26 protein-coding genes and 1 riboswitch are annotated in these 24,018 nt (G+C 68.7%); of the genes, 18 read left to right on the plus strand and 8 right to left on the minus strand.

The window, feature by feature from the left end; translation table 11 throughout:
- Positions 1 to 117: 117 nt before the first annotated feature.
- Positions 118 to 1,578, minus strand: a complete 1,461-nt coding sequence (locus tag HPY32_RS33605; RefSeq protein ID WP_082871518.1) for a threonine/serine exporter family protein — start codon at positions 1,576 to 1,578, stop codon at positions 118 to 120.
- A gap of 265 nt (positions 1,579 to 1,843) precedes the next feature.
- Here HPY32_RS33605 and HPY32_RS33610 point away from each other — a divergent pair, with 265 nt between their 5' ends.
- From HPY32_RS33610 to HPY32_RS33620, 4 genes are all read left to right on the plus strand, one after another.
- The gene (locus HPY32_RS33610; protein ID WP_067589917.1) at positions 1,844 to 3,772 is read left to right on the plus strand and encodes an acyl-CoA dehydrogenase family protein; all 1,929 of its coding nucleotides are present in this window, start codon (positions 1,844 to 1,846) and stop codon (positions 3,770 to 3,772) included.
- Between the two features lie 92 nt (positions 3,773 to 3,864).
- Entirely contained in the window at positions 3,865 to 3,990 is a 126-nt protein-coding gene (locus HPY32_RS45870; RefSeq protein ID WP_267466699.1) for a hypothetical protein, read from the plus strand.
- 11 nt (positions 3,991 to 4,001) lie between these two features.
- Positions 4,002 to 5,249, plus strand: coding sequence for an acyl-CoA synthetase family protein (locus HPY32_RS33615; protein WP_156674532.1), 1,248 nt, complete (start codon positions 4,002 to 4,004; stop codon positions 5,247 to 5,249).
- Positions 5,250 to 5,259: 10 nt separating this feature from the next.
- Positions 5,260 to 5,754 (plus strand): glycine-rich domain-containing protein, encoded by a 495-nt coding sequence (locus HPY32_RS33620; RefSeq protein WP_067589914.1) that lies wholly within the window; start codon positions 5,260 to 5,262, stop codon positions 5,752 to 5,754.
- On the opposite strand, the gene HPY32_RS33625 is transcribed toward HPY32_RS33620, so the two are convergent.
- Positions 5,744 to 7,114, minus strand: a complete 1,371-nt coding sequence (locus HPY32_RS33625; RefSeq protein ID WP_082871517.1) for an MFS transporter — start codon at positions 7,112 to 7,114, stop codon at positions 5,744 to 5,746. The genes HPY32_RS33620 and HPY32_RS33625 overlap by 11 nt on opposite strands.
- A 41-nt stretch (positions 7,115 to 7,155) precedes the next feature.
- Between HPY32_RS33625 and HPY32_RS46315 the strand changes: the two genes are divergently transcribed.
- Positions 7,156 to 7,785, plus strand: coding sequence for a phosphatase PAP2 family protein (locus tag HPY32_RS46315; protein WP_067589911.1), 630 nt, complete (start codon positions 7,156 to 7,158; stop codon positions 7,783 to 7,785).
- On the opposite strand, the gene HPY32_RS33635 is transcribed toward HPY32_RS46315, so the two are convergent.
- Together HPY32_RS33635 and HPY32_RS33640 are read right to left on the minus strand one after the other, a co-directional pair.
- Positions 7,770 to 8,651, minus strand: coding sequence for a nuclease-related domain-containing protein (locus HPY32_RS33635; protein ID WP_231951699.1), 882 nt, complete (start codon positions 8,649 to 8,651; stop codon positions 7,770 to 7,772). The genes HPY32_RS46315 and HPY32_RS33635 overlap by 16 nt on opposite strands.
- Before the next feature lie 155 nt (positions 8,652 to 8,806).
- Entirely contained in the window at positions 8,807 to 10,501 is a 1,695-nt protein-coding gene (locus HPY32_RS33640; protein ID WP_067589905.1) for a GMC oxidoreductase, read from the minus strand.
- 135 nt (positions 10,502 to 10,636) lie between these two features.
- On the opposite strand from HPY32_RS33640, the gene HPY32_RS33645 reads away from it, so the two are divergent.
- The 7 genes from HPY32_RS33645 to gcvP all read left to right on the plus strand — a co-directional run bounded on the left by HPY32_RS33645 (position 10,637) and on the right by gcvP (position 17,683).
- The gene (locus tag HPY32_RS33645) at positions 10,637 to 11,278 is read left to right on the plus strand and encodes a CDP-alcohol phosphatidyltransferase family protein (RefSeq protein WP_067595965.1); all 642 of its coding nucleotides are present in this window, start codon (positions 10,637 to 10,639) and stop codon (positions 11,276 to 11,278) included.
- 58 nt (positions 11,279 to 11,336) lie between these two features.
- A complete protein-coding gene (gene gcvH / locus HPY32_RS33650; RefSeq protein ID WP_067589902.1) occupies positions 11,337 to 11,735 on the plus strand; it encodes a glycine cleavage system protein GcvH in 399 nt (132 codons plus the stop codon).
- Between the two features lie 172 nt (positions 11,736 to 11,907).
- Positions 11,908 to 12,384 (plus strand): glycogen accumulation regulator GarA, encoded by a 477-nt coding sequence (gene garA, locus HPY32_RS33655; RefSeq protein ID WP_067589899.1) that lies wholly within the window; start codon positions 11,908 to 11,910, stop codon positions 12,382 to 12,384.
- 17 nt (positions 12,385 to 12,401) lie between these two features.
- Positions 12,402 to 13,217, plus strand: coding sequence for a transcriptional regulator FtsR (gene ftsR, locus HPY32_RS33660; RefSeq protein WP_067589895.1), 816 nt, complete (start codon positions 12,402 to 12,404; stop codon positions 13,215 to 13,217).
- Between the two features lie 81 nt (positions 13,218 to 13,298).
- Complete coding sequence (locus HPY32_RS33665) at positions 13,299 to 13,772, plus strand: bifunctional nuclease family protein (RefSeq protein WP_067589892.1); 474 nt, start codon at positions 13,299 to 13,301, stop codon at positions 13,770 to 13,772.
- Between the two features lie 210 nt (positions 13,773 to 13,982).
- Positions 13,983 to 14,573, plus strand: coding sequence for a MerR family transcriptional regulator (locus HPY32_RS33670; RefSeq protein ID WP_067589889.1), 591 nt, complete (start codon positions 13,983 to 13,985; stop codon positions 14,571 to 14,573).
- Between the two features lie 60 nt (positions 14,574 to 14,633).
- A riboswitch (glycine riboswitch) is annotated at positions 14,634 to 14,729 on the plus strand.
- A 140-nt stretch (positions 14,730 to 14,869) separates the two neighbouring features.
- Positions 14,870 to 17,683 (plus strand): aminomethyl-transferring glycine dehydrogenase, encoded by a 2,814-nt coding sequence (gcvP, locus tag HPY32_RS33675; protein WP_067589884.1) that lies wholly within the window; start codon positions 14,870 to 14,872, stop codon positions 17,681 to 17,683.
- Between the two features lies 1 nt (position 17,684).
- Here gcvP and HPY32_RS33680 read toward each other — a convergent pair whose 3' ends face one another.
- From HPY32_RS33680 to HPY32_RS33690, 3 genes are all read right to left on the minus strand, one after another.
- On the minus strand, positions 17,685 to 17,990 hold the full coding sequence (locus HPY32_RS33680; RefSeq protein ID WP_067589881.1) for a GIY-YIG nuclease family protein: 306 nt from the start codon (positions 17,988 to 17,990) through the stop codon (positions 17,685 to 17,687).
- Between the two features lie 61 nt (positions 17,991 to 18,051).
- On the minus strand, positions 18,052 to 19,707 hold the full coding sequence (locus tag HPY32_RS33685) for a substrate-binding domain-containing protein (protein ID WP_197696538.1): 1,656 nt from the start codon (positions 19,705 to 19,707) through the stop codon (positions 18,052 to 18,054).
- 25 nt (positions 19,708 to 19,732) lie between these two features.
- On the minus strand, positions 19,733 to 19,993 hold the full coding sequence (locus HPY32_RS33690) for a WhiB family transcriptional regulator (protein WP_067595963.1): 261 nt from the start codon (positions 19,991 to 19,993) through the stop codon (positions 19,733 to 19,735).
- Positions 19,994 to 20,266: 273 nt separating this feature from the next.
- On the opposite strand from HPY32_RS33690, the gene HPY32_RS33695 reads away from it, so the two are divergent.
- The 4 genes from HPY32_RS33695 (at position 20,267) to HPY32_RS33710 (ending at position 22,572) form a co-directional block, all read left to right on the plus strand.
- Positions 20,267 to 21,460, plus strand: a complete 1,194-nt coding sequence (locus tag HPY32_RS33695; RefSeq protein WP_067589878.1) for an inorganic phosphate transporter — start codon at positions 20,267 to 20,269, stop codon at positions 21,458 to 21,460.
- Positions 21,461 to 21,473: 13 nt separating this feature from the next.
- Positions 21,474 to 21,761: a hypothetical protein gene (locus tag HPY32_RS33700; protein WP_067589875.1), complete on the plus strand. Its 288-nt coding sequence runs from the start codon at positions 21,474 to 21,476 to the stop codon at positions 21,759 to 21,761.
- A 56-nt stretch (positions 21,762 to 21,817) separates the two neighbouring features.
- Positions 21,818 to 22,135: a DUF3349 domain-containing protein gene (locus HPY32_RS33705; RefSeq protein WP_067589872.1), complete on the plus strand. Its 318-nt coding sequence runs from the start codon at positions 21,818 to 21,820 to the stop codon at positions 22,133 to 22,135.
- A gap of 107 nt (positions 22,136 to 22,242) precedes the next feature.
- Positions 22,243 to 22,572, plus strand: coding sequence for a hypothetical protein (locus HPY32_RS33710; protein ID WP_067589869.1), 330 nt, complete (start codon positions 22,243 to 22,245; stop codon positions 22,570 to 22,572).
- A 48-nt stretch (positions 22,573 to 22,620) separates the two neighbouring features.
- Here HPY32_RS33710 and HPY32_RS33715 read toward each other — a convergent pair whose 3' ends face one another.
- On the minus strand, positions 22,621 to 22,953 hold the full coding sequence (locus HPY32_RS33715; RefSeq protein ID WP_067589866.1) for an antibiotic biosynthesis monooxygenase family protein: 333 nt from the start codon (positions 22,951 to 22,953) through the stop codon (positions 22,621 to 22,623).
- Between the two features lie 60 nt (positions 22,954 to 23,013).
- Between HPY32_RS33715 and HPY32_RS33720 the strand changes: the two genes are divergently transcribed.
- On the plus strand, positions 23,014 to 23,442 hold the full coding sequence (locus HPY32_RS33720; RefSeq protein ID WP_067589863.1) for a MarR family winged helix-turn-helix transcriptional regulator: 429 nt from the start codon (positions 23,014 to 23,016) through the stop codon (positions 23,440 to 23,442).
- A 179-nt stretch (positions 23,443 to 23,621) separates the two neighbouring features.
- On the plus strand, positions 23,622 to 24,008 hold the full coding sequence (locus HPY32_RS33725; protein WP_067589860.1) for a hypothetical protein: 387 nt from the start codon (positions 23,622 to 23,624) through the stop codon (positions 24,006 to 24,008).
- The last annotated feature ends 10 nt before the right edge of the window (positions 24,009 to 24,018 follow it).

The raw sequence follows: 24,018 nt of genomic DNA on the forward strand, positions 1-24,018 counted from the left end.
TCCTCCGTTGTTCCCGCGTGCTTCCTCCGTTGTTCCCGGCGTGCTTTTGGCCGGGACCTACCGCAAGATCCCGGCCAAAAGCGCGCCGGGAACAACAGGGCGGGTTGACCGGGCCGCTCACTGCCCCGGCATGGGATGCCGAATCCCCTGGAACCGCCGCATGATTCGGGGGCGCCGCAGGAATCGCGCGATCCATTCGCCCAGTGTCACACCGGCGGCCAGGGCGCAGCCGACGGTGAACGCACCGAACAGCTGGTTCAGTCCCATCAGCTGTTCGCTGTTCAGCAACGCCTGCAGGCCCCGGTACAGGCGGAGACCGGGGAGCAGGGGAGTGATACCGGCGACGGCGACGACCAGCGGCGGGGTGAGCGAGCGGCGGGCCATCAGACCACCGGCGAGGCCGACCGCGGTCGCCGCCACGCCGGAGGACACCACCGGCCCGAATCCCGAATGCTGCACCACCAGATAGCAGACCGTCGCCGCCGCGCCGCTGAACGCCGCCGCGGCCAGCGCCCGGAGCTCGGCATAGCAGGCCAGCGCGAACGCCATCGACGCCACGGCACCGGCGGCGACCTTGAGCGGCAGATTGTCGATATCGCGGGAGGAGGTCATGTCGATCATCGGGACCACCGCGTGCAACAGATCGGCGACCCGCAGCGCCAGCGCCACGCCCGCGATGATGCCCGCGGTCATCATCACCACCTCGAGCGAACGCGCGGCGGCCGTGATCGGCGCGCCGGTAATGGCGTCCTCGACCGCGCCGACGAGTTGTAATCCACTGAGCAGCACGGTGATTCCGGCCGCGACCACGAGCGACGGATTGGCCTCGATGCGACCGGCGAAGGTGGCCAACACGATTGCGGGCACGGTGGCGATCGCCCCACCGGCCATGTGCTGGAAGAAGAACGGCAGTCCGCGCTTGTTCAGTTCACGATTGGCGCGGTCGATCATGGCCGTGCCGACGAAACTGGTTGCGGCGACCAGGATTCCACCGCCCAGCAGCAGGGCGACCGAGGCGGCCAGCAGCGACCATCCGGCCGTGGCCACCCACCGGTTGTACGGATGCGGCGCGGTGGTGATGGTGTCCAGGGCGGCGTGCGCGTCCTCCGGCGGCACCACCTCGCGGCGGATGCGGCGGGTGAGCCGGTCCACGGCGGCCAGCCGGGTGAAATCCAGTGAGCGATACCGGACCACCCGCATGGTGCTGGCGGGCGGCAGCGTCGGCCCGCGGTCGGCGGAGATACGGATCGAGTTGTAGGTGACGTCGATGTCGCACTGCGCCAAACCGTAGGTGGCGGCGATGAATTCGACCTGCGTGGTGGTGTCGGTGACCGCGGTGCCGGACGCCAGCACCACCTCGCCGACCCGCTCGGCCAACTCCAGCACCTGGGTGACCTTGGCGTCGTCGGCCAGATCGATGGGCTGCAGCGGCGTCGGCGCCTCGACCACGGCGTCCACGGTGGCTTCCCGCTCCGCGGTGAGCCGGTCGACGAAGCGATGCACGACCCGCCGCCACCGCGGTCCCGGTAATTCCGGTGTGGAGTCCCGGGCCAGGTCCGAATCCACTTCCTCGCTCATGCCGACACCTCGCTGGCGCTCGGCGTCGCCACGAGCGAGGGCTCGGCTGTATTTTTGGTTCGCTCGCTCCGCTCGCTCATGCCGACACCTCGCTGGCGCTCGGCGTCGCCACGAGCGAGGGCTCGGCTGTATTTTTGGTTCGCTCGCTCCGCTCGCTCATATACTGCAAGGTAGATGGTCGGTTGCGATCCGTCACCGGCGGCGCGCACAACACGTGAGGCCGATCACGAGGGTGAATGTGGCGCGCGCCGTTAGGGTCGGGGGTATGGCGACCGCGAGCAAATCCACGGCAGACCATCTACGCGCGGCTCTCGACGGCCCCTGGCGCGAGGTGCGCGAGCAGGCCCGGCGGCAACTCGACGACGACCGCCTGTACGGCGACCCCTTTCTCGACTATCGGGCGGCGCGGGCGCGCGTGCTCGATCAAATGCGGCTGGTCCGCGAATTCGGTTATGCCGAGCGCGGTTTCCGGCTCGAGAACGGCGGCACCGGCGATCCGGGCGGCGCGGTCACCGGCCTGGAAATGCTGGCCTACGCCGACCTGTCGCTGTGGGTGAAATCCGGTGTGCAGTGGGGCCTGTTCGGCGGCGCGGTGGAGAACCTGGGCACCGAGCGGCATCGCGACGTGGTGCGGCGGTTGCTGTCGCTGGATCTGCTGGGCTGCTTCGCCATGACCGAGTCCGGCCACGGCAGCGACGTGGCGCGGCTGGAGACCACCGCCACCTACGATCCGGCCACCGCGGAGTTCGTGGTGCACAGCCCGACCGAGTCCGCGCGCAAGGACTACATCGGCGGCGCGGCCGAACATGCCCGCATGGCAGCGGTTTTCGCGCAGCTGATCATCGAGGGCGAGAGCAAGGGCGTGCACTGCTTCCTGGTGCCCATCCGCGACGAGCGGGGCAGCGACCTGCCCGGCGTCACCACCTCCGACTGCGGGCTCAAGGGCGGCCTGCCCGGCGTCGACAACGGCCGCATCCGCTTCGACCATGTCCGCATCCCGCGCGAGAACCTGCTCAACCGCTACGCCGACGTGACCCCGGAGGGCACCTACAGCTCCGAGATCGAGAACCCCAGCCGCCGATTCTTCACCACCCTCGGCACTTTGGTGCGCGGGCGGGTCAGCGTGGGCGGGGCGGCCGCCGCGGGCGCGCGGGTGGCGCTGAGCATCGCCCTGCGCTACGCGGACAAGCGCCGCCAGTTCGCCGACACCGAAACCGGCGAGGAGGTGGTGCTGCTGGATTACCGCAGCCATCAGCGCCGGCTGCTCCCGCATGTGGCGCGCGCCTTCGCGCTGGCGTTCGCGCAGAACGATCTGGTTCGGCGCATGCACGTGATCCAGACCGGGCAGGACCTGGACCCGCACGCGCAGCGCGCCCTGGAGAAGCGGGCCGCGGGCCTCAAGGTCGCCCAGACCCGGCACGCCACCCGCGCGATTCAGGAGTGTCGCGAAGCCTGCGGCGGCGCAGGCTATCTCACCGAGAACCGGCTGGTGACGCTGAAGGCCGACACCGATGTGTTCACCACCTTCGAGGGCGACAACGTGGTGCTCACCCAGCTGGTCGCCAAGGAGTTGCTGACCGCCTACTCCGACGAGGTCCGCGATCTCGACGCACTGGGCTGGGTGCGGTTCGCCGCCACCATGGCCCGCGACGTGGTGCGCGAGAGTTCCGGAGTGCGCCAGCTCATTCAGCGGTTGCGCGACCGCGCCGACGACGGCATCGACGACGGCGATCTGTCCCGCCGTTCGGTGCAGCTGCAGCTGTTCGCCGATCGCGAGGACTACCTGGTCCGCACGGCCGCCCACCGGCTGCGCGCCCGCGCCCAGGAGACCGGGCCGTTCGAGGCGTTCAACAATGCCCAGGACCACATCCTCGTCGCCGGTGAGGCGCATATCGAGCGGCTGGTGCTGGAGGCGTTCATCGAGGGCATCGCGGGAATCGACGACCCGGCGGCGCGGGAGGTGGCCGACACGGTGTGCGACCTGTACGTGTACTCCACCATCGAGCAGAACCAGGCGTGGTACATCATGCACCGATTCATGTCGGTGGACCGCGCCAAGACCGTCCGCCGCGGGGTGAACGAGCTGGTCGACCGCCTGCGCCCGCAGGCCGCGACCCTGGTCGAGGCGCTCGGCGTCCCCGAGACCATGCTGCACGCCGCCATGCTCGACGACGCGAGCGTGCACCAGCGGTGAACCCCCGAATCGGAAAAGATTTCATTTGACACCCCTTTACCATCCCATTACTCTCGGTGGGGCAATACCCCTTTCGACCGAGGAGATTCATCGTGGAACGCCTGATCGAAGCTATTGCCGAGGATGCCGCGTGGGAGAAGTGGGTGGCGGCCAATTCCGTCCGGGAATCCGGTAAGGAGGGCTGCATTTCCGTGGTCAAGCAGGGCTGCATCAGCTGACCCGGAAATTGGTGAATTCCCAGCCGACCGCCGCCATGGTCGATCGCATTCGCGATATCCCCCTCTATCGCGATGCGATCGACCGCGGGTATTTCCCGATCCTGGAGAAGTCGGTGATCGCCGACGGATTTCCGGACAATTGGATGACCCCCGAGGTGGCGGCGGCGCTGGCGGACGGGCGCGCCGAATTCGTCCTCTCGACGGGCACCAATCATGCCCGCATGCAATTGATTCGCCCGCCCTATTTCCTGCTGAAATCTTATTACCGGCTCTGGAGCGAGCATCCGGATATCTCCGGCACCTGGGCGTCGGGCTGCCCGCGGATCTCGCTCACCACCGTGCTGGCCACCGAGCACGTCGCGCGGGTCAATGCCGCGAAGATCGGGGCGACTCCGGCCGCGATACCGGCGCTCGCGGACCGCCGCCTCGACGAGCGGACGGTCTATGTCAATCTGCGCCTGGATCCGGCCGAATGGACGCGTGCCGAGGTGGAGCGCATGCTCGACGAGATCAATGAGTTGCGCGCCGCGCACCCGCAGGGCCGCTACCATCTGGACTGCTCGGGCTATCACCTCGCCCATCTGCTGCGCAAGGTGACGCGGTGGCGGCTGTGGGACCGATTTCCCCTGCCCGACAGCATTGTTCACGCCTACGAGTACACCCCGATCACCGTGGGGCGTTATCTGCGGCAGCATTTCGACTGTCCGATCATCGACCTGTTCGGCAGCACCGAACTGGGCTATCTCTACTACTCCGACCGGCGCGGCGCCTACCACCCCTACCTCGAGGACATGGCCCTGGAGCTGGTGCCGATCGCGGAGGGCAGCACCATCTTCGGCCTCATCGTGTCCAGCGTCCGCAATCCGTACATGCCGCTGATCCGCTACCGGTCCGGCGACTGCGTGCGCACCACCGACGACAGCCCGGACCCGGCGAAGATCGCCCGCTTCTGCGGCCGGGAGAAGGAACTGCTGCGGATCGGCGCCACCGTGATCGCGCACGCCGATCTCGACGACTGGATCGCCGCGGTCTCCTCGCGGGTCTTCCTGCATCAGCTGCACATCACCACCGAGCGCCGCATCGTGCTGCGGTACACCACCTTCGACGACCGGCCGCTGTCGGAGTCCGCCGAAGGCGAACTGGCGGAGACGATCTCGTTCCACACCGGTATGCCGTGCGAGCTCGCCCACCGCGACCACCTTCCGATCGGCCGGTCCGGCAAGTACGCCTGGCTGGTCGACGACCTCGACACCCGTTAGGAGCGCCGCCATGTCGCCGATCGTGACGCCGGAGGACCTGCGCGAGCTGGTCGGTCCGCGGCTGTGGGACGAGACGGTCGCCCACACCGCCCACGCCACCGGGACCGACGCCGCCGCGGCGCAGCGCCCGATGCTCGAATGCGCGCGCTACCTCTACCTGATCTCCGCGCACCGCGAGCGCCTCGCCGGGCTGTTCCTGCCGGTCGAGCAGGCCGTCGACGAGGTGTGGCACTACCTCATCCTGCAGACCCGCGAATACCGCGACCTGTGTGAGAACCGTTTGCCCGGCGGCGAATTCATCCACCATCGCAGCATCAGCTACCAGGACTACGGGGCCGAGCCGGACCGGCGGCAGATGATCGAGGAGGGGCTGCGCTGGATCCCGCTGTACCAGAACGCCTTCGGCCCCTTCGACGCGGGGGCGCTGCGATACTGGACCATGGCCCGCTTCCTGGTCGAGGAGATGCGGATGTCGTTGGACGATCTGGGCGCGCTCACCGCCTGAACCCCGACACGGCGGCGAGGGCGAGCGCCAGGGCGATCTGGACCGCGATCACGACCGAGAACGCGGCGGCATGGCCGTGCGCGGCGGCGAGAGTGGTGTATACGGTGCCCACGATCGCCGTCCCGATCGCGATCGCGCCCTGATGCACCATGATCAGCGCGCCGCCGCCGACCCCCGCGACCTCGGCGGGCACCGCCGCCATCACCGAGGCGTTGACGCCCCCGATCGCCAGCGCCTGCCCGCATCCGACCAGCGCCATACCCGGCGCGACCGTCCACGGCGTCACCGACATCCCGTGCAGCACACCGAGGATCAGCGCCAGGCCGATCGGCTGCAGGATCAGCCCCGCCGTCACCGTCGCGGTCCCGAACCGGGCCAGCGATCGGGGCACGGCGAACGACACGGCGAAGAATGCCGCCGACATGGGGATGGTCGCCAGACCCCCGGCGAGCGGGCCGAATCCGAACCCGTCCTGCATCGTCAGCGGGAACGCGAACAGGAACCCACCACCCACCGCCAGGAACGGGGCCAGTAGCAGCAGGCCGCGGCGAATCGCGGTGGTGCGCACCAGCTCCGGCGGAACGAGCGGGATCCGGCCGCTGGTGGCGAGGCGAATCTCCCAGCGCCACAGCACCATCGCCGCCACCGGAATCACCAGGAGCAGCGGCACCGTCCAGGGTGCGGCCGCGGCGCGGGTGGCGGGAATCAGCGCGGCCAGCAGCACGACCGCCAGCAGTCCGGCGCCGATCGGATCGAGGTCCCCGGGCGCCTCGGAGCGCGTCTCGGGCACCGAGCGCGCGATCCCCGCCAGCACCGCGAGCCCGATCGGGACGTTCACCAGAAACACCGCGCGCCACGACATTCCGACGATATCCCCGGCCAGCAGCAGCCCACCGGCCAGCAGCGCGAACGTCGCCGCGAAGCCGCTGACCGAGGTGTACCAGCTCACCGCCCGGGCCCGCCGCGCCCGCGGCGTCGCCGCCCGGATGGTGGCGAGCACCTGCGGCGGGATCAGCGCGGCGAACGCCCCCTGCACCACCCGCCCCGCGATCAGCTCCGTCATCGAATCCGCGAGCCCGCACCACAGCGATGCCAGCCCGAACCCCGCCAGCCCGGCCGCCAGCACCCGCCGCCGCCCGAACCGATCACCCAGGCGCCCGCTCAGCACCAGCATCACCGCGAACGCGGCGCCGTACCCGACCACCACCAGCTCGATCCGCGTGTCCCCGCCGCCGAGATCGGCCGAAAGCGTCGGCAGCGCAACATTGACGATGAAGACGTCCATCACCGGCGGCAGCAGGCCGAGCAGCAGGACCAGCAACCCGCCGGTCGATAAAACGGACAATTCGCGCACGCGCACGGGCTAGAGCATATCCGCTGCAACCTCGATAGGGTCGGGGCGTGAACCGACCGCTCGTTCTCACCCCGCACCGGGTCGCCGCATCGGCGACCGTGGCGATCGGGGTGCTCGTCACTGTCCTGCTGCCGCTGAGCTTTCCGGCCGGGGGAGGGCCGACGGGGTTCGACCGGGCGGTCGGCGACCGGATCCACCGCGCCCTGGACGCGCATCCGGGGGTGTATCGGGCGCTGGTGATTCCGAGCAATGCCTACGTCCTGATTCCGCTGCTGGCGCTCGGGGTGCTCTGGTACGCGTGGCGTCGGCAGTGGTGGCGGGCCGGATTCCTGCTCGTGGTGCCGGAACTCGTGGTCGCGGTCAACACCTGGGCGCTGAAGCCCCTGTGGCATCGCCACTTACAGCATTACCTGGCCTACCCGAGCGGGCACACCGTCCAATTCGTGGCCATAGCAGCGGCTTTCGTCCTCGTGGCCGGTACGGCGCGAGTCCGCATCGTCGAAACCGCCACCGCCGCCGTGATATTCGCCGGAGTGGCGGTGGGCATGATCGGACTGGGATACCACTATCCGACGGACATCGTCGGCGGCATCGCGACCGCCGTCGCCGCGGTGCTCGTCGCGTCCGCGGTCTGCGCCGTGGTCAGGAGTAGACCGCCGAATCAGCCCGGCCCGTAGGTCAATACGACCGCGATGACGAACCACAGGGCCCACGCGAAGGCGATGAGCATGCCCAGGGCGAGGGCGATTCGCATGAAGGCGCGGCCCAGGTCGATGCCGTCGGACTGCTTCGGGTACAGCTCCCACGGGCTGTACCAGGGGGCCTGCAACGCCAGCGGGCCGCTGGCGGACTGGTCCATGCGGGCCTGCTCCTCCATGAATGCCTCGGCCTGCGCCTGCTGCGGGCCGCCGTACCAGAGCGTGGTGTCCACCGACCCGCCGAAGCCCTCGCGCACCAGATCCTGCGGCGCGGGCAGATACGGCAGCGCGCCCAGCCCGCGGAACGACAGCGCCACATCGTTGGCCGTCCACTGCGCCCGGCCCTGCGAGGCGAGGGTGTTGAGATATTCCGCCAGCGGCCGCGGGTCGGTGCCCAGCAACACCTGGAAACCGGGATCGCTCCACAGTTGGCGGATCTGCAGGCGCGAGCCCTGCGGCGGCACCACCAGCACCACGCCGTGCACCACTCGCTGCCCGAGACCGCGCTCGGCCAGCCAACTCTGCAGCGCATAGGTGTGATCGCGCGACTTGTCCAGCGGCGTATGCCGATCGCCGCCCTCCAGCGTCACCACCTGGCTGCCGACCCGCCACGGCCCGTTCAGCGGCACCTCCAGCTCGCCGTCCACCCGCTCGACCAGCGCCTCGGCCTCGATCACCACGCAGCTGGTCGGGGTCCACACCACGGCATCGAACTGGTGCAGCCGATCGGCATAGAACAGGCTGCAATTCACGATGGCCACGCCGTGCGGATCGCCCGGCCCCTTCCAGGTGCGTAACCAGTCGATCAGCGCCCGCTCGGCCAGGGTGCCGGCGGCGTTCTGCACTCGCACGAGCATTCGCGACCCGCCCTTCCCGTCGACACTCGATACCGCAAAGCATAAGTGGCTGTGCGAGTTCGAGCAGGCATCTCCGCCCGCCTGTCACCCGAACCAGCCACTTCCCGTGTCCCGGCCTGCCCGAGGCATGACCCGGGCGGGGGTCAGGCGGTCGGCACGGCCGGGTCGACGGGGGTGATCGGAAGGCGCAGGGCGCCCGGGGCGGTGGCGGGGACCGCCGGGTACGCCGGGGCCACCGGCTCGATGCGGCGGTAGGGCCGACCGAGCTCGGGGCGGGTGTCGGGCTGGCCCTTGTTGGGCCAGAAGGCCATGGCGCGTTCGGCCTGGGCGGTGATGGTGAGCGACGGGTTCACCCCGAGGTTGGCGGTGACGGCGGAGCCGTCGGCGATGTGCAGGCCGGGGTGGCCGAACACGCGCTGATAGGGATCGACCACGCCGGTGTCGGGTCCCTCGCCGATCACGCAGCCGCCGATGTAGTGGGCGGTCGCGGGGATATTGAACACGTCCATGACCAGCCCGTGCACATCGCCGTTCACCTTCGCGCCGAAGCGGCGGCCGACATCGTGCGCCATCGGGATCCAGGTCGGATTGGGTTGCCCGGTGCCCTGTTTCGTCTTCAGCTGCCCCCAGCGCCGGAACGAGGTGAGCGAGTTGTCCAGCGACTGCATCACCAGCAGGATCACCGACTTCTCCGACGCGTGCCGGGCATTGAGGCTGCGCAGGAACACCATCGGATGCAGCACCATCGCCAGCAGGAACCGCAGGAACCGGAACGCGCCCCCGTCCACGATCGGCACCGACAGCGGAAACAGCGCGTTCTGCCGCTTGCCGTAATGGCAGACCTCGATGTGGGTGTCGGGCTCGGGATGGATGGACGAGGTGATCGCGATGCCCTCGGCGAAATCGCTGCGATCCCGGCTGACCACATTGAGAATCGCCTCGGAATTGCTCCGGGTCAGCTCGCCCAGCCGCGGCGACAGCTGCGGCAGCACCTTCTCGTCGCGCATCTTGTGCAGCAGCTTCTGGGTGCCCAGCGCGGCCGCGGCGAACACCACCTGCTCGGCGGTGAAGGTCTTGCGCGCCTTGCGGATCCAGCGATCCGAGCGCGCCGTCTCGATGGCGTACCCGCCGCCCACGATGGGCCGCACCCGGGTCGCGGTGGTCAGCTCGAACACCGCCGCCCCGGCCTGCTCGGCCAGGTACAGGTAGTTGGTCGGGGTGGTGTTCTTGGCATTGTGCGGGCAGCCGGTGAAGCAGCGGGCGCAGTGGATGCAGCCGCGCCGCCGCGGCCCCGCGCCGCCGAAGTACGGATCGTCCACTTCGACACCGGGATCGTCCTCGTTGAAGAACACCCCGACATTGGTCGGATGGAACGTGTCCTGCACCCCCAGATCCACCGCGATGGACCGGATCACCTCGTCGGCCGGGGTCGTGCGCGGATTCGCCGTCACGCCCAGCATGCGCTTGGCCTGGTCGTAGTAGGGCGCGAGTTCGTCGCGCCAGTCGGTGATGTGCGACCACTGCCGGTCGCGGTAGAAGTTGGGCAGCGGCTCGTAGAGCGTATTGCCGTAGATCAGCGATCCGCCGCCCACGCCGGACGCGGAGAACACCGCGCACTTGCCCAGCAGGCTGATCCGCTGCGTCCCGGTCAGGCCCAGCCGCGGCGCCCAGATCGATTTGCGCACATTCCAATTCGTGCCCGGGATGGCCTCGGCCGGCCAGCGCCGGCCCGATTCCAGCACCGCCACCCGGTAGCCCTTCTCGGTCAGGCGCAGCGCGCTCACGCTCCCGCCGAACCCGGAGCCGATCACAACCACGTCGTAGTCGAAGTCGGGCATCGTGATCCTCTCGTCAACCCACCGCAATGAAACGGTTTCCGACTCATTGTGTCATCAGTCGCACACGGTCGAAAACTATCGTGCCGTTGCGGCCCCCGCGGCGTGCCCGAATGGCGGTCCGCGCCCGATTCCGGTATGCAACGTGCTGTGACCCCCGAACCCGCCGGAGCACCGGCGACCGACCCCGAGAGCCGCATTCTCACCGTGCCCAACGCGCTGAGCGTGCTGCGCCTGATCGGCGTGCCGGTCCTGCTGTGGTTGCTGCTGGTGGTCGAGGCCGACGGCTGGGCGTTCGCGCTGCTGATCGCCAGCGGCGTCACCGACTTCCTGGACGGCAAGCTGGCCCGGCTGCTGGATCAGTCCTCGCGGCTGGGTGCGCTGCTGGACCCGTTGGTGGACCGGCTGTATCTGGTGGCGACCGTGCTCGGCTTCCTGGTGCGCGGCATCCTGCCGTGGCCGATCGTGCTGGTGCTGGTCGCGCGGGAAGCGATCCTGGCCACCACGCTGCCGATCTACCGCCGCCGCGGCCTGCCCCCGCCCGAGGTGATCTACCTGGGCAAGGCCGCCACCTTCGCGCTCATGTCGGCGCTGCCGTGGCTGCTGGCCGGGCAGATGGACTGGGCCGCGGCAGGTTTCGGCCGGGCCTTCGGCTGGGCACTGTTGATCTGGGGTACGGCGACCTACGTCTGGACCGGACTGCTGTACCTGGGTAGGGCCCTCGCCGTCGCGCGGGCGATACCGGCTGTCCCGCACGGATCACGGCAGCCGATACAGTGAGCACGACACGTGCGAAAGGACGCCACGTGAAAGGACATGCGGTGAAAGGATTCGGCCTGTGACTTCCCTTCCGGAGGACCTGCGCTACACCGAGGAACACGAATGGGTGCGGCGTGTCGGTCCGACTCGCGTGCGCGTCGGAATTACCGACTACGCGCAGTCACAGCTCGGTGACGTCGTCTTCGTGCAGTTGCCCGCGCTCGACACCGACGTCGCGCCCGGAGACGGTATCGCCGAGGTCGAGTCCACCAAGAGCGTCTCCGACATCTATGCTCCGCTGAGCGCGAAAGTCGTTGCGGTGAACGACATTCTGGACGGCGCGCCGGAAACGCTGAATACCGATCCCTACGGCGACGGCTGGCTGTTCGAGCTGCAGGTCGACGACGCCGCGAAGCTGGACGCAACACTCGCCGAACTGCTCGATGCCGCAGGTTATGAAGGAGTTATCGGGGACTGAAGCGGCCTTCACAGTTCTACCTGCACGGGGACACCCTGGCAGGGTACGGTCAATGCCAACAGATGTGCCGGCGACCGGTGCCGGAATCTCCAAGGGCGCGACAGCCGGTCGCGTTGGGTGACGGCTTCGGATGATGCTTGTACGGATAATCGGTTCGAGGAGGAGAGCAAGGGTGAGCGAGAACAAAGACCCGGGTTACGGGGAGAGCGCGGCCGAGACCACATCGGTGTTCCGCGCTGATTTCCTCAACGAGGTCGACGCGTCGCGCTCCGGTGAGCAGACCGGCGAACAGCCGGTGCAAGGGGTCGAGGGCCTGCCTGCGGGCGCTGCCCTGCTGGTGGTCAAGCGCGGTCCGAACGCGGGCTCGCGGTTCCTGCTGGATCAGCCGACGACCTCGGCGGGACGTCACCCCGACAGCGACATCTTTCTCGACGATGTCACGGTCAGCCGTCGCCACGCGGAGTTCCGTCAGGACGACGACACCTTCCAGGTGGTGGACGTGGGCAGCCTGAACGGCACCTACGTGAATCGGGAACCGGTGGACTCCTCGGAGCTGCAGAACGGCGACGAGGTGCAGATCGGCAAGTTCCGGCTGGTCTTCCTGACCGGCCCGAAGCCCGCCCAGAGCGACTCGGCGGGCGCACTGTAGACCGAGGCCGAGACGAGATGACAGGCGCAGCGCAGTGGACACGCGGAGGGATGTCGATCGGCTCCGTGCTCGACCTGCTGCGTCCGGACTTCCCCGACATCACCATTTCGAAGATCCGCTTCCTCGAATCGGAGGGGCTGATCAGCCCGGAGCGCACGCCCTCGGGTTATCGCAGGTTCTCCGTCGCCGACGTCGAACGGCTCAAGTTCGTCCTGACGGCGCAGCGCGACCAGTACCTGCCGCTGAAGGTGATCAAGGAGCAACTCGAGGCGATCGACAGTGGCGCCGCGACGCTCGGGGTGCGCGAGGCGCGCGCCCGGGCCGACGGCGCCGGAGCGGCCGGACCGGGGCGTGCGCCCGGCTCCGCCGCCCCCTCCGGTACATCTGCAGAACTCGCTCCGCCCCGGAGGCTCGGCGTGGTGCCCGGTGAAGTCTCTCCCGAAGAGCTGCGGTTCGATCATGAAATCCGGATCACGCGCGGCGATCTGATCGAACGGGCCGGCATCGACGAGAAGTTCCTCACCGAACTGATCCGCGCGAACCTCATCACCCCGGGCGCGGCGGGGTACTTCGACGCCGAGGCCGTGACACTCGCCCGCACGGCCAAGGCGTTGAGCGAATTCGGTTTGGAGGCGCGGCATTTGCGCGCCTTCAAGCTCGCCGCCGATCGTGAGGCGGCCATGGTGGCCCAGATCGCGGCCCCGATCGCCAAGAGCCGTGACGCCGACGCGCGCGCCCGCGCCGAGGAGACCGTGCGCGAGCTCGCGGCCCTGTCGCTGACGCTGCACACCAGCCTCGTGAAGACGTCGGTGCGCGCCGCCCTCGGTGGCTGAAATCTTCGCCTAGACTCGGTGATACGGCTGGCCCGCTGCCGCGGAGGGTGGCCGGAGAGTTCACGGGAGGCGAGCAGTGCGATGAGCGAGATGCGTGTGATCGGCATTCGGGTCGAACAGCCCCAGAATCAGCCCGTGCTGTTGCTTCGCGAGGTAGCGGGCGATCGGTATCTACCCATTTGGATCGGTCAGACCGAGGCGACGGCGATCGTGCTCGAGCAGGAGGGCGTCACGCCCATTCGCCCGCTCACCCACGACCTGATCAAGATCCTCATCCACGAACTCGGGCACACCCTCAAGGAGGTCCGGATCGTGGATCTGCAGGAGGGCACCTTCTACGCGGATCTGGTGTTCGAGAACGATCTGCGGATTTCCGCCCGGCCCTCGGATTCGGTAGCCATCGCGTTGCGCGTAGGTTGCCCGATCTATGCCGAAGAGCCGGTTCTGGAGGAGGCCGGGCTGGTCATGCCGGACGAGCGCGAAGACGAAGTGGAGAAGTTCAAGGAGTTCCTGGAGTCGGTCTCGCCGGACGACTTCAAGGCCACCGATAGCTGACTTGCGATAGCCGCGCGATAGCGGCACGATTACGGCCCTGACCTGGTCGATAGCACGACGGAGTGACAACGTTGTGAACCTCACGTAGAGGTCGAGAAACACGCCGCGCGCGGAGTTTGGCTCCATGCCGATCCTGCCGAGACAATCGAAAGAGTAGCCTCGACAGTTAGGCCGCAGCTCGACTTCGGCGAAGCAGTGAGGGAGTAGTCAGTGGGAGACCTACCGCATCACACAGCATCGAATCCGCGGCCCGCCGCGGTGGTGCAGCCCGGGCTGTTCCCCGACGATACGGTGCCCGACGAACTGATGGGCTATCGAGTGCCCAGCGCGTGCCAGGTGGCCGGCATCACCTACCGGCAGCTCGACTACTGGGCCCGGACCGGGCTGGTCGTTCCCTCGATCCGCAGCGCGTCCGGCTCGGGCAGCCAGCGGTTGTACTCGTTCAAGGACATCCTGGTCCTCAAGATCGTCAAGCGGTTGTTGGACGCGGGCATCTCGCTGCAGAACATCCGCATCGCCGTCGACCATCTGCGCAGCCGCGGCGTCGAGGATCTGGCCGGTATCACGCTGTTCTCCGACGGCACCACGGTCTACGAATGCACCTCCCCCGAGGAGGTCGTCGATTTACTGCAAGGCGGGCAGGGCGTGTTCGGCATCGCGGTGAGCGGCGCGATGCGAGAGCTGACCGGGGCGATCGCCAACTTCCCGGCCGAGCGCGCCGAGGCCCACACCACCAGTGAACGTCCCGAGGACGAACTGGCCTACCGCCGCAAGGCGCGGATGAGCCGCAAAACCGGTTAGCCGCAAACACGGCCCGGTAACACGCATGTCACTTTTCACCACATAGACTTGGCAGTGCGTCGCCGCCGTGCGGGAGAGCTCCGGGTTCCGGCCCGGGCGCCGAAGGAGCAGCACCTCCCCGTCAATCTCTCAGGCACCAGGGACCGTACGGACACTCGACGCCTCTGGAAAGAGTTGGCCGTATCCGATGCGGACCAGCCGCCCATGGGGAAAGGGAACCCGAGCCCGGGTCCCGAATCTCTCAGGCGCCACGACAGAGGGGGAGGGCCCTATGACCCGACCCCTGGGAGCTTGCCGTGACCCGCTCTTTCGCCGACCGCCACATCGGGCCCGATGCCGGTGCCCTCGAGCACATCCTCGCCGCCGTCGGCGTCGGTTCGCTCGAGGACCTGGCCGGGCGCGCCGTGCCCGCGAGCATTCTCGATCAGTCCGCCGGTAACGGCCTGGACGCGCTGCCGCCCGCGCTGTCCGAGCACGAGGCGCTGAACGAGCTTGCCGCGCTGGCACATTCGAACACCGTCGCCACCTCCATGATCGGTCTCGGCTACTACGACACGCTGACCCCGCCGGTGCTGGTGCGCAATCTGCTGGAAAATCCGGCCTGGTACACCGCCTACACGCCGTATCAGCCGGAGATCAGCCAGGGGCGGCTGGAGGCGCTGCTGAACTTCCAGACCATGGTGTCGGACCTGACCGGCATGGCGGTCGCCAACGCGTCGATGCTGGACGAGGCCACCGCCGCGGCCGAGGCGATGACGCTGCTGCGCCGCGCCAATCGCGCGAGCAAGTCGCCGCGGCTGCTGGTCGACACCGACCTGTTCCCGCAGACGCGGACCGTGCTGTACACCCGCGCCGAGCCGCTGGGCATCGAGATCGTGGAGGCCGACCTGTCCGGCGGGGTGCTGCCCGAGGGCGAGTTCTTCGGTGTGCTGGTTCAGGTTCCGGGCGCCTCCGGCCGCATCGTCGACTGGGCCCCGGTGTTCGCGGCGGCGCACGAGCGCGGCGCGCTGGTGGCCGCGGGCGCGGATCTGCTTGCGATGACGCTGATTACGTCGCCGGGCGAGCAGGGCGCGGACGTATGTTTCGGCACCACACAGCGTTTCGGTGTGCCGCTGGGCTTCGGCGGCCCGCACGCCGGGTATCTCGCGGTGCGCGACGCGCACGCCCGGCAGCTGCCGGGCCGGTTGGTCGGCGTCTCGGTGGACGCCGACGGCGACCGCGCCTACCGGCTCGCGCTGCAGACCCGCGAGCAGCACATCCGGCGGGAGAAGGCGACCTCCAACATCTGCACCGCGCAGGTGCTGCTGGCCATCGTGGCCGCCATGTACGCCAGCTATCACGGCGCGGACGGCCTGCGCGCGATCGCGCGGCGGGTGCACCGGCACGCCGAGCAGCTGGCGACCGGGCTCGGCGAATCCGTTGTGCACGAACGCTTCTTCGACACCGTGCTGGTGCAGGTGCCCGGCGGCGCGGAGGCCGTGGTGGCCAAGGCCAAGGGGCGCGGCATCAATCTGCGGCTGGTCGATGCCGATCACGTGGCGGTGGCGTGCGACGAGGCGACCACCGACGAGCACGTGGCGATCGTGCTGGACAGCTTCGGCGCCGACGGCGTGCCCGCCGCGACGGAGCTGCCGTCGATCGAGACCCGGACCTCGCAGTACCTGACCCATCCGGCGTTCACCCGGTACCACACCGAGACCGCGATGCTGCGCTACCTGCGGCAGCTGTCCGACAAGGACATCGCGTTGGACCGCAGCATGATTCCGCTGGGCTCGTGCACCATGAAGCTGAACGCCACCGCGGAGATGGAGCCCATCACCTGGCCCGGATTCTCCCGCCTGCACCCGTACGCCCCGATCGAGGACGTGCCCGGGATGCTGCGGGTGATCGAGGATCTGCAGGGCTGGCTGTCGGCGATCACCGGGTACGACCGGGTCAGCCTGCAGCCCAACGCGGGCAGTCAGGGCGAGTACGCGGGCCTGCTGGCCATCCGCCGCTACCACCTGGATCGCGGTGACACACACCGGGATACGTGCCTGATCCCGTCCAGCGCGCACGGCACCAACGCCGCGTCCGCGGCCATGGCCGGGCTGCGCGTGGAGGTGGTCAAGTGCCGCGAGAACGGCGACGTGGACCTCGACGACCTGCGCGCCAAGATCGCCGACCACGCCGACCGGCTGGCCTGCATCATGATCACCTACCCGTCCACGCACGGCGTGTACGAGCAGGAGGTGGCCGAGCTGTGCGCGCTGGTGCATGACGCCGGCGGCCAGGTGTACGTGGACGGCGCGAACCTGAACGCGCTGGTGGGACTCGCCCGTCCGGGCCGGTTCGGCGGCGACGTGTCGCACCTGAACCTGCACAAGACCTTCTGCATTCCGCACGGCGGCGGCGGTCCCGGTGTGGGGCCGGTCGCGGTGCGCGAGCACCTGGCGAAGTACCTGCCGGGCAATCCGCTGGAGGCGGGCTCGCACGCGGTGTCGGCCGCCGAGCACGGTTCGGCGTCGATCCTGCCGATCACCTGGGCCTACATCCGCATGATGGGCGCCGACGGCCTGCGGCGGGCCACGCTCACCGCCATCGCGTCGGCGAATTACATTGCGCGGCGGCTGGATCCGCACTTCCCGGTGCTCTACACCGGTGAGAACGGCATGGTCGCCCACGAGTGCATCCTGGACCTGCGCGAAATCACCAGGCGCACCGGCGTCACCGTCGACGACGTGGCAAAGCGCCTGGCCGACTACGGATTCCACGCCCCCACCATGAGCTTCCCGGTCGCGGGCACCCTCATGGTGGAGCCCACCGAGAGCGAGAACCTGGAGGAGATCGACGCCTTCATCGACGCGATGATCGCCATCAAGGCCGAGATCGACCAGGTAGCCAGCGGTGTCTGGCCCGTCGACGACAACCCCCTGCGCGGCGCCCCCCACACCGCCGCCAGCCTGGTCGGCGACTGGCCCCACCCCTACACCCGCGAAACCGCCGTCTACCCCCGCGGACTGTCCTCGGCCCGAGCCAAGGTCTGGCCATCGGTCCGCCGCATCGACGGCGCCTACGGCGACCGCAACCTGCTCTGCTCCTGCCCACCACTGGAGGCGTACGGGGAGTAGGTCACAGGAGCGTCGGATAGAGGTCGGCCCATTCCGGATTCCCGGCCTCTATCAGCGCGATCTTGCGTTCGCGTCGCCATGTCTTGAGACGTTTCTCCTGAAGGAGGGCATTTTCCAGCGTGTCGTGCGCCGCGTACCAGACGAGGGTGTGTACCCGGTAGCGCCGGGTGAAGCTGGGCACCACATCGTTCTTGTGCTGCCACACCCTGCCGACCAGATTGCGGGTCGCGCCGATGTAGATGATCCCGTCGGGTCGATTCGCCAGGATGTACACACACGGCGGCGCCTGCCAGTATCGCCTCCCCATGAGGGCATGGTGACAGACGGGGCTGACATTCTTTGTTGTCCCGGCATGCTTTTGGCCGGGATCAGGGCGTGGTGAGGGCCTGGTTGACGGCGGTGCCGAAGGTGAGGTCGTCGGAGGTGGGGAGGCGGGTGTAGGTGCCGCCGGTTTTTTGGGCGAGGGTTTGGAGGGTGGGGGCGCCGGGGCCGCCGAGGACGATGATGTCGATGCGGACGGGGTGGGCGGGGTCCGTGGCGGCGGTGATGTCGGCGAGGAGTTGGTCGGGGGTGACGGCGGAGTCGTCGTTGGGGCCGCCGGTGATCAGCAGGACGGAATTGGTTTTGCCGGTGGCGTATTCGGTCACCGCGGTGTGGTAGGCCGCCTCCAGGGCGGGATAGGTGTGGTCGCCGTGGGCGCTGGTCGCGGAGACATTGCTCAGTGCCTTGGACAGTTCGGCGCGGTGCTGCTGGCTGAGGGGGGCGGTGGGGGACAGGACCTTGTTCTCGGCGTCGTTGGCGTAGGTCTGCACGCCCAGGCCGAAGTCGGGCGGCATGGTGTCCATGGTGGACTGCACCGCGCCGAGGGTGTTCCCGAGGCGGGTCAGCGATCCGTCGGTGATGCCCATGTCCGCGCCGGTGTCGATCAGCACCGTGGTCTGCATGCCCAGCACCGGCTTGGTGAGCGCCGAATGTACTTGGTCCAGAACCGATTTCGGTGGCACCGGCGTGGTCGCGGCGGGGGCTGCGGCGAAACCCTCGTCGGTGAACAGCTTTTGCTGCTCCGGCGCGCGCAGGTAGTCGGCGAACAGACCGGCGATCAGGTTCTGCGTCTTGTCCACCCACTGCCCGGACAGCAGCGCCGCCGGGTAGTCGGCCATCGGCGCCGACCCGGCCGGGCGATACTCGCCGACACCGCCCTTCGCCTTCAATTGCTGTTCGGTAACGGCCAGCGCGTGCACGGGTGCGTCCGCGGCCGATCCGGCGACGCCGGACAGGGTGGAGACGGCGTCGTCGGACCGCGGTGCGCCCGCGGCCAGCTGCGAGATCGCGGTGATCACCTGTCCGGACCGGGCGGCCTGGTCGGTGAGCGGGTCGCTGCCGGACACGTTCGCGCCCACCGCCGCCGCGACGGCGAGGGTCTCGTCGTCGCCCGGCAGCGCCATGCGCAGCCCGCCCCAGCCGCCCAGCCCGATATCGCCCAGCGAACCCTGCTGCAGCCGCGGCAGATCCGACCAGCTGGTCTTGGCCTGTTCCAGCGCCTGCCGCAGCGGATCGGGCACCGCGAGCACGATCGGGCTGGCCGCGACCGGTACCGGCGTGCCCTGGACGAGACCGGGCACCCGCATCTCCTCGATCGAGCGCGACGAATCCGGAATCCACAGCGCGGGCTGCGGCCCGAGCTTGGCGTCCCACGCCGTGGCGGTGAACCCGGCCACCATGGCCGCCGACGGCTGCGCGGCCACCGCGACGGTGACGCAGTGGTCGCGCACCGTCGGTTTGGTGGCGTTGTATCGGTCGGCGGCCGCGCGCACGGGCGTGGCCAGCGCCGGATCGACGGTGACGGCCAGGGTCGTCGGGCCCGCCAGGCATCCGGACGCGGCGCTGCGGTCCTGCGAGGCGGACTGCCGGTTCAACCAGAACCAGCCGCCGACGACCGCCACCACCAACAGCGCCGCCGCGATGGAAATAACGAGACCTTTGCTGACGCCCCGTGACCCGGCCGCGCTGCGATGTGTGCCCACGAGGAATCAGTCTATGTTCCCGCGATTACTCCCGGATCATGCGCCCGCGGTCGTACTCGTGCCCGCCCCAGACGCCGGACTGGCCGGTGCTCGCGGCGAATTCGGTGCACTGGCGGCGAATCGGGCAGCCCGCGCAGACGCCGCGCGCGTACGCGAAGTCCTGCGACGGGTACGGGAACCACGCGTCGTGGTTCGGATCACCCTTGCAGGCGGCCTGATCCCAGCTCTGCGAGTCCGAGAGCGGGAGCAGATCCACCAGGGTGAGCTCCTGTACTGCGTTCGTCATTTCGGATCCCTCCTTTCTCGGGTCCACTCGCTGTGCGGCGACGAGATGGGCGTAGCGCAACGGCCGAATCGCTTCGGGCAGTGCGGATCGCGCATCGGCGTGCCGGAACAGCATGGGAGTCACCGTATTTCGCACCGCGACGGCGTATGCACATCGTCCCCATGGTGACACAGCGTTACCGCCGGTGTCGGATCATTTTTCGGGGAGCTTAACGTCGAATGAACAATCGGCCCGTGGTGGTCCGCCGCCGTCGTCCGGGCTCAGACTGTCCACGTGAGCTCGGAACTCATCGTTCTCCTGATCGTCGTGGTCACCGCGTTGGCCTTCGATTTCACCAATGGTTTCCACGACACGGCCAATGCCATGGCGACCTCGATCGCCACCGGGGCGCTGGGCCCGCGGGTGGCGGTGGCGATGTCGGCGGTCCTGAATCTGGTCGGCGCGTTCCTGTCGGTCGAGGTCGCCAAGACCGTCTCGGGTGGGCTGCTGAACATCGGTGGCGTCAACCACATAGCCATGCTGCACATCGTGTTCGCCGGGCTGATCGGCGGCATTCTCTGGAATCTGCTGACCTGGCTGCTCGGCCTGCCGTCCAGCTCCACGCACGCCCTGTTCGGCGGCCTGATCGGCGCGGCGGTGGCCGCCCTCGGCGCGAGCGGGGTGATCTGGACCGGGAATCAGAGCACCGGCGTCCTCAACAAGATCATCGTCCCGGCCGTGCTCGCGCCGTTCGTGGCGGCGCTGGTCGCGGGGCTGGGCACCTTCCTGGTCTACCGGATCACCCGCAAGGCCGCCGAGGCCAAGGTGCGCACCGGCTTCCGGCTGGGCCAGATCGGCTCGGCGGCGCTGGTCTCGCTCGCGCACGGCACCAACGACGCGCAGAAGACGATGGGCGTCATCTTCATGGCGCTGGTCGCGCACGGCACCTACACCGCGAGCGACAACATCCCGATGTGGGTGAAGATCTGCTGCGCGCTGGCCATCGCGCTCGGCACCTACCTGGGCGGGTGGCGGATCATCCGCACGCTCGGCAAGGGACTGGTGGAGATCGATCCGCCGCAGGGTTTCGCGGCCGAATCCTCCTCGGCGGCAATCATTCTCACCTCGGCGCAGTTCGGCCTGCCGCTGTCGACCACGCAGACCGCGACCGGTTCGATCCTCGGCACCGGGCTGGGGAAGGCGGGCGCGGTGGTGCGCTGGGGCGTCATGGGCCGGATGGTGGTCGCGTGGCTGCTGACGCTGCCGCTGGCCGCGCTGGCGGGCGCGCTGTGCTGGGGGGTCGCGCATCTGATCGGCGGTCTGGGCGGGGTGCTCGTCGATACCGCGATCCTGGTCGCGCTGTCGGCGTACCTGTATCTGCGGTCGCGGCGCAGCCCGGTCGACACCCGCAATGTCAACGAGGAGTGGGAGGGCGGGCTCACCCCGCCGTCCAGCCTCGCCGAGTCTCCCGCCGGTACGGCGGTCTGAGGAGGGCACGCCCGTGCACACGTTCACCGCCATCGTCGCCTCGCTCGGCAAGGTCACGCTCATCGCGCTCGTGCTCGGCGCGGGCCTGCCGCTGATCTTCGCCGTCGGGATCCGGTTCTGGTCGATGGAGCCCGCCGCCGACGCGGCGGTGACCCGGCGCAATACGGCCGCCCAGGCGGTCGCGTATCTGTGTTTCGCGGTGGTCGTGCTGGCGGTGGTGCTCGGAATTCTCTACATCGCCAAGGATTTCATCAGCCACACCGTGAACGTTCAGTTATTCGGAGCGCGGCCGAAGAAGTAGGGTGGGCTCGCGTACTTCACCCGACACACGTCCGTCCCGGACAGATTTGGAGCCCGATGGCGCTATCCGCCTTCCTCACCAGGATCGTCGAATGGTTGCGGGCCGGATATCCGCAGGGCGTGCCGGACGCGGACTACATCCCGCTGCTGGCGCTGCTCGCGCGGCGGCTCTCGCGCGAGGAGGTCCAGCAGGTGGCGGCCGCGCTCGTGCAGCAGGGCGCCCTCCCGGCCGACAAGGCCGACGCCGGGGTGATCATCACCAAGCTCACCGACGAGATGCCGCTGGAATCCGACCTCACCCGCGTCCGCACCCACCTGCTGGCAGGCGGCTGGCCGGTCGACGAAGCCTGGCCGGGGGCGGACAGCCCGTCGTGATCTAGCGGTTCCCTAACGATTGCGCAACCGACGCTGAAAACTGCGCTCCTACCGTCGGTTCCGTCGCCCCGACCGGATCGGGGCGGCGCAATCGAAAGGAGTCAGCTATGGCAGGACGGTTCGGACGGCGTCGCGCGCGGATCGCCGCGGTGGTGGTCGGCACGGGTCTCGCGGGTGCGGGGGTCCTCGGCGCGGCGGGGTTGGCGAATGCCGCGCCGACGGCCCCGGCCCCGATGGTCACGCAGGGGCCGAATTTCCAACCGGCGCCGGGAGATACGGTGACGATCGTGGGTCCGGAGTATCCGGATCATGTGCCCGCGCAGCCTCGCGATCGCGTGATGATCTCGCCCGCGCAGCCTCGCGACGGTGTGGTGATCGCGCCCGCCGTGCCCGCGCGCCCGGCGCTGCCCGCGACGGGGAGCTTCGGCGGCTCGTAGGCCGATCGTGATGTGCCGGGCCGGGTTTCGCGCGGCCCGGCACATTCGTCAGCGGTGATGTACCGATGCCACGGTGTACACGTGCGGTTCGACGCCGTCGGCCAGGGCGGATGCCTCCTGGATGTGGGCCTGGGCGGCCGGGTCGTCGAGCATGGCCTGCATGGCCTCGGGGGATTCCCACTGGGCGTAGTTGACCACGCGGACGCCGTCGGTGCTGACGTGGAAATTGGCGGAGATGAATCCGGGGGAGTGCCGGATGACCTGCTCCGTCGCCTCGGCCAGCAGGTCGACCAGGGCGCGCTGGTGGTCCGGTCGCACGGTGAACACGTTGATCAGGGTGGCGATCGGCGCGTCGGTGACGATGGTGGTTTCGGTGCTCATGTCGCCCCTCGGTGGTGTGTCAGGTTCCTTACTCGCTCCAGTATGTGTAAGGTTCCTGTCATGAGTCAAGAGGATGTCCGCGAGAAGATCGGTTATCTGATCAAGCAGACTCAACAGGCGTTCCATCGCGGCTGCGAGGAACGCCTTCGCCCCCTGGGCCTTTCGATGTCCCAGTACGCGGTGCTGCGCGCCGTCGCCGATATCGGCCCCGCCCCGGCCGCCGAACTGGCCCGGCGCACCTTCGTCACCCGCCAATCCCTGCGTGACGTCCTGTCCGGTCTGCTCGGCGCGGACCTGGTGACCATTGCCGACGCGCCCACCATCGGCCGCGCCCTGCCCGTCGCCCTCACCCCCGGCGGCCGCTCCCTGCTCGACCGGGCCGATGCCATCGTCTTCGACGTGGAGGATCGCATGCTGACCGGCATTCCCTCGAAAGACGTTCGGCGCCTTGCCGCTCTGTTGACGACGTGCCTGGAGAATCTGGGCTGAGGGCGGTCGCGCGCTGAACATGTTGCCACAGTTGGCCTTTGAACCCCTACGGGGTCTCCTTGTGGATCTTGACACCACGAAGAGCCCGGGCCAAAGATGGTCACACGACCATTAATTGCGAAGTGCCGCAGCACAATCGGTCGTTTTCCATGCAATCCGCAACGATCGAAGGAGCCGCCATGTCGACCCGAGCCATCGGCCTAGCACTGACCACCGTCGCGGCCACCGGCCTGTTACTGGCACAGGCCCCCGCTCAGGCGACACCCCCGCCCGAGTGCCGATCCACCGACTTCTGCCTGTTCAGCGGCCACCACCAGACCGGAAAAGTCCTCTACCGCCTCGACGTCAAGGTAACCGACGAGGGCTTCACCTTCCCCGAAGTAGACGATCTCGAACCCATGATCAAACCACTTTCGGCATACAACCCGATCCCGAACTCCTTCGGCTGCATAATCCGCCTCAACAACAAGCCCCACTTCGCAGGCGAGGAGCAGGAGATCGACGGCTTCGGCCACGCCGAATTGACCGGCGCCCCAGTCGGATCCATCACACCCGACTGCGGCTGACGCCCCGGCC

It is taken from the genome of Nocardia terpenica, assembly GCF_013186535.1.
Taxonomy (GTDB): Bacteria; Actinomycetota; Actinomycetes; order Mycobacteriales; family Mycobacteriaceae; genus Nocardia; species Nocardia terpenica.

What these genes read in the sequence shown, in the direction of transcription:
- HPY32_RS33715 (WP_067589866.1), bottom strand. Translation starts at nt 22,953, where the DNA reads ATGAGCACCGAAACCACCATCGTCACCGACGCGCCGATCGCCACCCTG.
- HPY32_RS33705 (WP_067589872.1), top strand. Translation starts at nt 21,818, where the DNA reads ATGGCGCTATCCGCCTTCCTCACCAGGATCGTCGAATGGTTGCGGGCC.
- HPY32_RS33710 (WP_067589869.1), top strand. Translation starts at nt 22,243, where the DNA reads ATGGCAGGACGGTTCGGACGGCGTCGCGCGCGGATCGCCGCGGTGGTG.
- HPY32_RS33605 (WP_082871518.1), bottom strand. Translation starts at nt 1,578, where the DNA reads ATGAGCGAGGAAGTGGATTCGGACCTGGCCCGGGACTCCACACCGGAA.
- HPY32_RS33665 (WP_067589892.1), top strand. Translation starts at nt 13,299, where the DNA reads ATGAGCGAGATGCGTGTGATCGGCATTCGGGTCGAACAGCCCCAGAAT.
- HPY32_RS33690 (WP_067595963.1), bottom strand. Translation starts at nt 19,993, where the DNA reads ATGACGAACGCAGTACAGGAGCTCACCCTGGTGGATCTGCTCCCGCTC.
- ftsR (WP_067589895.1), top strand. Translation starts at nt 12,402, where the DNA reads ATGACAGGCGCAGCGCAGTGGACACGCGGAGGGATGTCGATCGGCTCC.
- HPY32_RS33725 (WP_067589860.1), top strand. Translation starts at nt 23,622, where the DNA reads ATGTCGACCCGAGCCATCGGCCTAGCACTGACCACCGTCGCGGCCACC.
- HPY32_RS33645 (WP_067595965.1), top strand. Translation starts at nt 10,637, where the DNA reads ATGCAACGTGCTGTGACCCCCGAACCCGCCGGAGCACCGGCGACCGAC.
- HPY32_RS33680 (WP_067589881.1), bottom strand. Translation starts at nt 17,990, where the DNA reads ATGGGGAGGCGATACTGGCAGGCGCCGCCGTGTGTGTACATCCTGGCG.
- HPY32_RS33640 (WP_067589905.1), bottom strand. Translation starts at nt 10,501, where the DNA reads ATGCCCGACTTCGACTACGACGTGGTTGTGATCGGCTCCGGGTTCGGC.
- HPY32_RS33720 (WP_067589863.1), top strand. Translation starts at nt 23,014, where the DNA reads ATGAGTCAAGAGGATGTCCGCGAGAAGATCGGTTATCTGATCAAGCAG.
- HPY32_RS33610 (WP_067589917.1), top strand. Translation starts at nt 1,844, where the DNA reads ATGGCGACCGCGAGCAAATCCACGGCAGACCATCTACGCGCGGCTCTC.
- HPY32_RS33620 (WP_067589914.1), top strand. Translation starts at nt 5,260, where the DNA reads ATGTCGCCGATCGTGACGCCGGAGGACCTGCGCGAGCTGGTCGGTCCG.